The sequence below is a fragment of the Streptomyces zinciresistens K42 genome (assembly GCF_000225525.1).
Classification (GTDB): Bacteria; Actinomycetota; Actinomycetes; order Streptomycetales; family Streptomycetaceae; genus Streptomyces; species Streptomyces zinciresistens.
Genome location: NZ_AGBF01000020.1, coordinates 57,337 through 66,418 on the forward strand (window position 1 = coordinate 57,337; position 9,082 = coordinate 66,418).

8 protein-coding genes, 1 pseudogene and 1 riboswitch are annotated in these 9,082 nt (G+C 74.5%); of the genes and pseudogenes, 6 read left to right on the forward strand and 3 right to left on the reverse strand.

The window, feature by feature from the left end; genetic code table 11:
- Window positions 1-32: 32 nt before the first annotated feature.
- A complete protein-coding gene (locus tag SZN_RS43345; RefSeq protein WP_007493809.1) occupies window positions 33-1,856 on the reverse strand; it encodes a C40 family peptidase in 1,824 nt (607 codons plus the stop codon).
- A gap of 8 nt (window positions 1,857-1,864) precedes the next feature.
- Window positions 1,865-2,041: riboswitch (cyclic di-AMP (ydaO/yuaA leader) on the reverse strand.
- Between the two features lie 328 nt (window positions 2,042-2,369).
- On the opposite strand from SZN_RS43345, the gene paaA reads away from it, so the two are divergent.
- From paaA to paaE, 5 genes are read left to right on the forward strand one after another with little or no spacing between them, the layout of a single operon-like run.
- Window positions 2,370-3,347 carry a 1,2-phenylacetyl-CoA epoxidase subunit PaaA gene (paaA, locus tag SZN_RS09815; protein ID WP_007493810.1) on the forward strand — a complete coding sequence of 326 codons (978 nt, stop codon included), beginning with the start codon at window positions 2,370-2,372 and terminating at the stop codon, window positions 3,345-3,347.
- Window positions 3,344-3,637: a 1,2-phenylacetyl-CoA epoxidase subunit PaaB gene (gene paaB / locus SZN_RS09820; protein ID WP_007493811.1), complete on the forward strand. Its 294-nt coding sequence runs from the start codon at window positions 3,344-3,346 to the stop codon at window positions 3,635-3,637. The genes paaA and paaB overlap by 4 nt, the downstream gene beginning before the upstream one ends.
- A 10-nt stretch (window positions 3,638-3,647) precedes the next feature.
- Window positions 3,648-4,475, forward strand: coding sequence for a 1,2-phenylacetyl-CoA epoxidase subunit PaaC (paaC, locus tag SZN_RS09825; RefSeq protein ID WP_007493812.1), 828 nt, complete (start codon window positions 3,648-3,650; stop codon window positions 4,473-4,475).
- Complete coding sequence (paaD, locus tag SZN_RS09830; RefSeq protein ID WP_007493814.1) at window positions 4,469-4,978, forward strand: 1,2-phenylacetyl-CoA epoxidase subunit PaaD; 510 nt, start codon at window positions 4,469-4,471, stop codon at window positions 4,976-4,978. The genes paaC and paaD overlap by 7 nt, the downstream gene beginning before the upstream one ends.
- Window positions 4,979-6,094, forward strand: a complete 1,116-nt coding sequence (paaE, locus tag SZN_RS09835; RefSeq protein WP_007493816.1) for a 1,2-phenylacetyl-CoA epoxidase subunit PaaE — start codon at window positions 4,979-4,981, stop codon at window positions 6,092-6,094.
- Between the two features lie 124 nt (window positions 6,095-6,218).
- On the opposite strand, the pseudogene SZN_RS37880 reads toward paaE, so the two are convergent.
- Together SZN_RS37880 and SZN_RS09845 are read right to left on the reverse strand one after the other, a co-directional pair.
- A pseudogene (locus SZN_RS37880) lies at window positions 6,219-7,476 on the reverse strand (TerD family protein).
- 178 nt (window positions 7,477-7,654) lie between these two features.
- On the reverse strand, window positions 7,655-8,047 hold the full coding sequence (locus tag SZN_RS09845) for a DUF5997 family protein (RefSeq protein WP_043729564.1): 393 nt from the start codon (window positions 8,045-8,047) through the stop codon (window positions 7,655-7,657).
- 58 nt (window positions 8,048-8,105) lie between these two features.
- Between SZN_RS09845 and SZN_RS09850 the strand changes: the two genes are divergently transcribed.
- A complete protein-coding gene (locus tag SZN_RS09850) occupies window positions 8,106-8,924 on the forward strand; it encodes a LysR substrate-binding domain-containing protein (RefSeq protein WP_007493820.1) in 819 nt (272 codons plus the stop codon).
- Window positions 8,925-9,082: the final 158 nt, after the last annotated feature.

The window sequence follows — 9,082 nt, forward strand, 5'->3', positions numbered from 1 at the left end:
CACCCGTGCCGCTGCGCGCCGCTCCGCTCCGCTCAGGCGGGACGTATCGCGCTGTGGAGCGCGGCCTCCCCGGCGTAGTGGACCGACTCCTCGCGGATGGCCGCGCCCGGTCCCGGGGCGTGGATCATCAGGCCGCCGCCGGAGTAGATCCCGACGTGACCGACGTGGAAGAGGACCAGGTCGCCGGGTTCCAGGCGGTCCAGCGCGACTCCCTGACCTGCGGTGGCCTGCTCCGGGGCCGTACGGGGCAGCGTGATGCCGGCCGCCTTGTACGCGGCCCGGGTCAGCCCCGGGCCGTCGTAGGACCCGGGACCCGACGTGCCCCAGACACAGGGCTTGCCGAGCTGGGCCCGCGCGAACTCCAGGGCCCGGACAGCGCGGGTGTCCCGCGGGGCGGGCACGGCGGCGTACGTCCCGCTCGCCGCGAGGGCGCCGGGAACGGCGAAGGCACCGGTGCCGGTGAAGGGGTCCGCGGAGGGGAAGCTGCCGGTCCCGGTGAGCGGGTCTGGGGGCGGGAAGCTGCCGGTCCCGACCGGGTCCGCGGCCGGGAAGCCACCGGTGCCGCTCACCGGGTCTGCGGCTGGGAAGGCACCGGTCCCGCTCACCGGGTCCGCGGTGGGGAGGCTCCCCGCGCCCGTGAGGGGGTCCGCGGCGGGGAAGGTGCCGGTCGCCGTCAGCGGGCCCTGGGCCGGGTAGCCGCCGGTTCCGCCGAGCGGGTCCGCGGCGGGGAACGCGCCGGTGCCGCTCAGCGGGTCCGTGGCGGGGTACGTCCCGGTGTTCGTCGGCGGATCGGTCCGGGTGAAGGTGCCGGTCGCCGTCAGCGGGTCCGGGGCCGGGTAGGCACCGGTGAGGGGGTTCACGGAGGGGAAGGTGCCCGTGCTGGTGAGCGGGCCCGCGACGGGGAAGGCCCCCGTGCCCGTCAGCGGGTCTGCCCGGGGGTAGGCGTCCGCCGCCGGGGCCTGCGGGGCAGCCCAGGACACCGGCTCCGCGCCCCTCGTGATCAGGTCCGCCGCGCTCTGCGCCTCCGGGGCCTGCCAGGGAGGCCCCGCCGGGGGCTGCGCCGTGGCCGGTGCGCCGCCCCAGGTGTCCGTGACGGACGGCGCCGCGATCGCCGCGACCGGGTTGCTCCGGGCGGCAGTGTGGGCGGACATGAGCGCGCGGGCCCGCGCGAGCTTGCCCTGATTGCGTTCCTTGCCCGACCGCAGGGACGACTGCTCCCGCCCGGGATCGGCGGCCTGCGCGGGCAGCGCGAGCGCGGTCGACGCGCTCTGCCCGCCCGACGGCGTCCGCGGCGCGGCGGCCGGTCCGGCCGCCAACTCCGGCCGAGGGGACCGGAGATCCCCGCCGGCGGCCAACTCCGCGGCGGCGCCGGCGGTTTCGCCGCGGGTCCCGCCGACTCCGGTCGCGGGACGTGCGGACCGGGGTGCCGCCGGGCGTACGGGCGCCGCCTGGCGCGGCAGCGCGGCCGGCACCGTCGGACCCAGCTTGGCGCGGGCCATGTCGAACCACTGCCGGGCCACACCGTCGAGCGTCGAGTCGCCGCGCCTGCCGTCCCCGCCCCCGGCCCCGGCGGCGCCTCGTCCGCCCTCCGCCGGGCGGTCGGCCCGCTGGCGCGGCCCTGTCGACGACGCCCGGGTGGCGTTGAAGGTCCCCGTGTCCGACTCGGCCTGGTCGTACAGCGAGCTGACCCGGCGGCTGATCTCCTCCCGGCTCGGTGCCTCGTCCCCGGGCTGCGGGGCGGCGTTGGCCGTCTGCGCCAGCAGGGCCACCGAGGTGAGGGCTGCCGAGGCGAGCGCGGAGTTGCGCAGGCCGGGGAGGCTCGATGCCCCCGGGCGCGCGGGGCGTTCCGACGCCATGGGCGACGTACTCCTTCCGTACTCCGCCTACCGGGTTAGCTGACGGGTTCGGGCGGACAGGCGGTCCGGAAGGTGTGCCCTACGGCCGTTGCCCCGCGGGGCAGTTGGCCGATTCACCCCAAGTTCGGTGGGTCCCCGGCTCCCGTGGGCCCGTGCGGGCACACCGGACTCGGCGGAGGCCGCGCGTCCCGGCGGGGTTCGCCGGAGGTGATCGTGCGGTCTGAGCCGTAACTTAACCAACTTGTGAGTCTCACGTGAAGATTGACGTGTGAAATGTCCGATACGTTTTTGTGACCTTCGCCGCGGGAGGCGGAACGGCACGCCGGCCGCTGCGCCGCGCGCAGGCCCCGCCACGCTGCGTGGCCGTCCGGGTCCGGGTCGGCGGCCGGGCCCGGGGTGAGCGCGCCGCGCGCGGCGTGTGACGCCGAGGAGCGCCGCGGAGAGGTCTTGCTCCCGCCCGCGAAACGCGCCACACTGATACCGAACGAATGGTCGGTAGGGAAGCGGGAAGCGATGACGACCTCACACTCCGCCGAGGCGCCCCCCGAAGGGCCGCTCCAGGAGCATTTCGACGCGACGATCGCGCGCGACCAGCGCGTCGAGCCGCGCGACTGGATGCCCGAGGGCTACCGCCGGACGCTGATCCGGCAGATCGCGCAGCACGCCCACTCGGAGATCATCGGGATGCAGCCCGAGGGGGAGTGGATCACCAAGGCCCCCTCGCTGCGCCGCAAGGCGATCCTGTTCGCCAAGGTGCAGGACGAGGCCGGCCACGGGCTGTACCTGTACTCGGCGGCGGAGACGCTGGGCGCGGACCGCGCCGACCTGACCGAGCGGCTCATCGAGGGCCGCCAGAAGTACTCGTCGATCTTCAACTACCCGACCCTGAGCTTCGCCGACGTCGGCGTGATCGGCTGGTTCGTGGACGGCGCGGCGATCTGCAACCAGGTGCCGCTGTGCCGCAGCTCCTACGGCCCCTACGCGCGCGCGATGGTGCGGATCTGCAAGGAGGAGTCCTTCCACCAGCGTCAGGGCTACGAACTGCTGATGACGATGATGCGCGGTACCGGCGCCCAGCGCGAGATGGTCCAGGACGCCGTGGACCGCTGGTGGTGGCCCTCGCTGATGATGTTCGGCCCGCCCGACGACGCCTCGCCCAACTCCGCGCAGTCGATGGCCTGGAAGATCAAGCGGCACAGCAACGACGAACTGCGCCGCCGCTTCGTCGACATGACCGTCCCGCAGGCCGAGAAGCTCGGCGTCACCCTGCCCGACCCGGAGCTGCGCTGGAACGCCGAGCGCGGCCACCACGACTTCGGCACCCCCGACTGGGACGAGCTGACCCGGGTCATCAAGGGCGACGGGCCGTGCAACGCCCGTCGCGCGGAGCGGCGCAGGACCGCTCACGAGGAGGGCGCCTGGGTGCGTGAGGCGGCCACCGCCCACGCCGCCAGGCAGGCCGCCCGCGCACGGAAGGAAACGGTGGCATGAGCCCCCAGCAGCAGGAGTGGCCGCTCTACGAGGTCTTCGTGCGCGGCAAGCGCGGACTCAACCACGTCCACGTGGGCTCGCTGCACGCCGCCGACGACCGCATGGCCCTGACCCACGCCCGCGACCTGTACACCCGCCGCAACGAGGGCGTCAGCATCTGGGTCGTGCGCTCCGCGCACATCGCCGCCTCCACCCGCGACGAGAAGGACCCCTTCTTCGCGCCCAGCGCCGACAAGGTCTACCGCCACCCGACCTTCTACGACATCCCCGACGACGTCCCGCACATCTGAAGGAGAGGGCATGAGTGACGACCACGTCTACCTGACCCTCGCCGAGGGACACGAGGACGACACCCGCTGGGCCTACGGCACCGGCTTCGAGGACCCCCTGCACGGCGTGGACACCGCCGTGCCCGACGGGGTCGACGCCGCCGCGCTCGCCGCCGTCTGCGTCGCGCTGGCCGACGACGCGCTCGTCTCGGCCCAGCGCCTGGGGGAGTGGGTCACCCGCGCCCCCGAGCTGGAGGAGGAGGTGGCCCTCGCCAACATCGGACTCGACCTGCTCGGCCAGGCCCGCCTGCTGTACTCCCGCGCCGGCCAGGCCGACGGCACCGCGCGCGGCGAGGACGCCTACGCGTACTTCCGTGACCCGGCGGACTTCCGCAACGTCCGGCTCGCCGAACTGCCCAACGGCGACTTCGCGTTCTCGGTCGTGCGGCTCCTGGTCCTGGCCAGCTGGCGGCTCGCGCACTTCCAGGAGCTGGCCGCGCACCCGGACCCCGTCCTCGCGGCCGTCGCGGGCAAGGGCGTCAAGGAACTGAGCTACCACCGCCAGTACGCGGCGGAATGGACGGTGCGCCTCGGGGACGGCACCGACGAGTCGCACCGCAGGACGCGCCGCGCCCTGGAGCAGGTCGGCCCGTACCTGGGCGAGCTGTTCACCGCGCACGACGTACGCGACGACGTCGTCACCGTGCTGCGCCAGGTCACCGAGGCGGCCGGACTGCCCATGCCGGTCTACCGCCCGCTGCCCGGCTCCGGCCGCGACGGCGAGCACACCGGCCATCTCGCCCCGCTGCTGGCCGAGTTGCAGGGCGTGGCCCGCGCCCACCCGGAGGCGACATGGTGACCACCGCGACCGACGCCCGGCGCGCCCGGCACATCGCCGAGCAGGTGCCGGACCCCGAACTGCCCATGCTCACCCTCGCCGACCTCGGCGTCCTGCGCGGCGTCGAACTCACCGGGGACGGCACGGTCGTCGCGAGCCTCACCCCGACCTACTCGGGCTGCCCCGCGATGGCCGAGATGCGCGCCGACGTCGCGGCGCGGCTGCGGGCCCACGGGTACCCCCGCGTCGTGATCCGCACGGTCCTCGACCCCCCGTGGACCAGCGACTGGATCACCCGGGACGGCCGCCGCAAGCTCGCGGAGCACGGCATCGCGCCGCCCGGCCCCGCACCGCGCGGCGGCCCGGTGCCCCTGGTGCTGTCGCCCGTCCGGCACGCGGTGACCTGCCCGCGCTGCGGCTCGGCGGAGACCGAGGAGACCTCCCGGTTCGCCGCCACCTCCTGCAAGGCGCTGTGGCGATGCCGCGCCTGCCGTGAGCCGTTCGAGTACGTCAAGGAGATCTGAATGGACGGCCTGAGGCAAGCACAGACGGCCCCCGCGGCATCCCCGCGCGTCCGCCGCCGCCCCGCCTTCCACCGGCTGCGCGTCGCCGCCGTGCAGCCGCTGTGCCCGGACGCGGTCGCCGTCTCCTTCGACGTCCCGGCCGAACTGGCCGAGGAGTTCACGTTCAGCCCCGGCCAGTCGCTGACGCTGCGCCGGGAGATCGAGGGGCGGGACGAGCGGCGGTCGTACTCGATCTGCTCGCCGGCCGGAGCGGCCCCGCGCATCGGTGTGCGGGTCGTGCCGGGCGGGCTGTTCTCCTCCTGGCTGGTCGACGGCGTGCGCGCGGGCGACCTCGTCGACGTGATGGGTCCGACGGGCGCCTTCACCCCCGACCTCACCTCCCACGGCCACCATGTGCTGATCGCGGCCGGCTCCGGGATCACCCCGATGATGTCCATCGCCGAGTCGGTCCTGGCCGCCGACGCCCGGTCCTCGGTCACCCTGTTCTACGGCAACCGCCGTACCGGCACGGTCATGTTCGCCGACGAACTCGCCGACCTGAAGGACCTCTACCCGGCCCGCTTCCAGCTCGCGCACGTGCTCTCGCGCGAACCCCGCGAGGCCGAGGTGCTCTCCGGCCGCATCGACGCCGAACGGCTCACGGCACTGGTAGCGGCGCTGGTCGACGTACCGACGGCGGACCACTGGTGGCTGTGCGGGCCGCACGGCATGGTCCAGGACGCCCAGCGGGTGCTCAGCGGCCTCGGGGTCCCGCGCGAGCGCGTCCACCAGGAGTTGTTCTACGCCGACGACGAGCCCGTACGGCAGACGCGCCACGAGGAGTCCGGGCCCCGGGGGCCGGTCAGCCAGGTCACCGTCACCCTCGACGGACGCTCCACCACCGCGGCCCTGTCGAGGGAGCGGACCGTCCTCGACGGCGCCCAACGCACCCGCCCCGACCTGCCGTTCGCCTGCAAGGGAGGTGTCTGCGGCACCTGCCGGGCCCTGGTCACCGACGGCAAGGCCGACATGCGCCGCAACTTCGCGCTGGAACCGGCCGAGGTCGCGGCCGGCTACGTGCTGACCTGCCAGTCCTACCCGGTGTCCGAGTCGCTGACCGTGGACTACGACAGCTGACCGCCCCGTGCCGGCGGAAGGACGGGCACGGAAGAATGAGCGGCGAGGAAAGCGAAAGGGCTGGTTACAGGAGAAGTGTGAGAAGGAAGCCCCTTCATGGCCTCGCCGCGCCGCACGCTATCAGTCACTCCGGGATCAGGTCGCGCAGGTTTTCCGGCGTCACGACCGTCGAGTCCGGGTGCAGTCCGTCCGGGCGGGCCAGACCGATGTAGGTGACCGGGCCCTCGGGCACCGCCCCGCCGTCCCACACGGTCGTCTCCGCCGCGCCCATCAGGCCGGTGAGGTGGCGCACCGTCAGCCGCCGCCGCTCCACGATCCCGCGCAGCAGCGTCGCCACGGTCACCCGGCTGCCCTCGACCCGGTTGGCCGTGGGACTGCCGCTCAGGTACAGGTGCAGCCACGTGGCGTGCCAGCGGCCGTCCTCGCCCCGCCGGAAGGCCAGGGGCAGCGCCACCCGGCCGGGACCGCGCAGCTCCGACTTCATGCGCACGGTACGCGGCTCGAAGGGCCTACCCTTCTGCTCGCCCTCACGCACCATGAACCCGAAGAACGACTCCTCGACCTCCTCGAATCCCTCACCGGCGAACAGGTTCACCTGCGGCACGACGAACGTGCCGCGCACGGCCCCGAGCCGCAGCTCGATGAACTCCGAGGCCCCGTCGGGGGCTTCGGTGAGGTCCCCGGAGTGCTCGCCCTCGACCGCGGTGAGGTTGGTGTACGACACTGTTGATCACCGCCCGGTTCTCCCGGACCGGGATCCCGTCGGGCTGCGGCGCGGCCACGCACCGGTCGGCGAGCAGGCCGAGATCGTGCAGCCCGTCCTCGCCGAGCGGCGTGCGGCTGCCCGCCAACGCCAGGTAGAGCGCCGCGACTTCGGTGTCCGCGTCCGCACCGAGGTGCAGCACCGTCAGCCGGTCCCCCGCGACGGCGACCAACTCCTCATGGTGCCCCAGCAGTTCATCGTAGGTGTGCTGGTAGCGGCCGTACGAAGGGAGCGTGAGCAGGTCGAGGACGCCTTCGGACAGCTGACACAGGACCGATCGGCGGGAGCGCTCGTCGTCGAGCGCCTCGGCGACGCAGCGCGCCCAGAACTCCCGGGTGTCCGGCACGTTGGCCGGGAAGTCGATGAAGTAGGCGTTGTGCCGGACGTGGTCGCCGGCCATCTCGCGGACCGTGCCCAGGGTGCGCACGGCGGTGTCGACGACCGTGCCCTCGCTCAGGCCCGCGAGCCGCCGGAACAGTTCGGCGGAGAGCTTGAAGCCCGCGGACAGCAGAGCGGCGTCGAACTGCCGTGCCGCCGCGGCGCCTTCCCCGGCGGGACCCACGGGAGAGGGAACGCGACGGGTGTGCCGGACGACCAGGTGTTCGAGAGGATGGACCATGCCGGGATGGTCGCAGAACCCCGCGCGCGGACGCATGCGGATATCGACGGACGTGAATGCCGCGGAGCGGCGGGTGCGTCCGCACACCCTCTCCGGTCCGCCGACCCCTCTTTCGCCGACCCGGCCCGCCGGGCTCGACGCCGGTCGCCTCGCCCGGCCGTCGCGCCCGCCCCCGGCCTCAGGAGTCCTTGGCCGCGCGCTCCTCGTCCCGGCGCCTGAGCCGGGCCGCCTCCTTGCGCACGTCGGCCTGGGTGGCCCGTTCCTTGACCAGCCACTCGGGCTGCTCCTGCTTCAGCGCGTCGATCTGGGCGCTGGTCAGCGGCTCCGTGACACCGCCGCGGGCGAGCCCCGCGATGGAGACGCCGAGCCTCTGCGCGACGACCGGACGCGGGTGCGGACCGTCCCGGCGCAGGTCGGACAGCCACTGCGGCGGGTCGGTCTGGAGCGCGGTCAGCTCGGCCCGGGTGACCGCGCCCTCCTGGAACGCGGCGGGGGTGGCTTCGAGGTACACACCCAGCTTCTTCGCCGCGGTCGCGGGCTTCATGGACTGGGTGCTGTGGTGCGACGTCATGCCCACCAGGGTATCGACCGGGTGAGCCCCCGCCGACCACGGCCGGTAACCTGGCCAGGTGACAGGCTCGGCGGTACCCCCTTCGTTCCGGCTCGCGTACGTCCCCGGCGTCACCCCCTCGAAGTGGGTGCGGGTCTGGACCGAACGCTTCCCGGACGTCCCCCTCACCCTGCACGCGGTGGCCGCCGGCGAGGCCGCGGACGCGCTCCGCGACGGCGCGGCGGACGCCGGTCTCGTCCGGCTGCCGGTGGACCGCGCGTTCTTCAGCGCCATCCCCCTCTACACCGAGACCACGGTGATCGTCGTCCCCAGGGACCACGCCGTCGCGGCGGTCGACGAGGTCAGCGGCGAGGACCTCGCCGACGAGATCGTCCTGCACCCCCTCGACGACGTCCTCGGCTGGGAGCGGCCGCCCGGCCGGCCGGCCTTCGAGCGTCCCGCGACCACCGCGGACGCCGTCGAACTCGTCGCGGCGGGGATCGGTCTGCTCGCGGTGCCCCAGTCGCTGGCCCGGCTGCACCACCGCAAGGACCTCACCTACCGGACGCTGACCGGCGCCCCGCAGTCGGACGTCGCCCTGTCCTGGCCCGAGGAGGCGACCACCGACCTGGTCGAGGACTTCATCGGCGTCGTCCGGGGCCGCACGGTCAACAGCACCCGAGGCCGTACGGCGCCCCCGGCCCCGGCCGCCGGGGAGCGGACCGGACGCGCGCGCCCCGAGGGCGGACAGCGCGCGGAAGGCGGCCGGGGCCGGCGGGGCGGGACCAAGGGCACCACCGGAGCCAGGGGTGCCAAGGGCACCGGGGGCGCCCGGGGGACCGGGGGAGCGAAGGGCGCCAAGGGCACCGGCCGGGGCAGGCCCCGCCGCAAGTCCTGAGGGGCGTACGCCGTGGGTCGACGGCTCTGGCGCGCACCGGAACCCGGCGCCGGCTGACCGGCCGCCGCGCGCGGCCGGTCGTACGCGGCCAGTCCCACCCGGCCCGAGCCGTGAACTCCCGCTGCCCGCCGCGCGGCAGCAGCCCGGCGGCGGCGAAC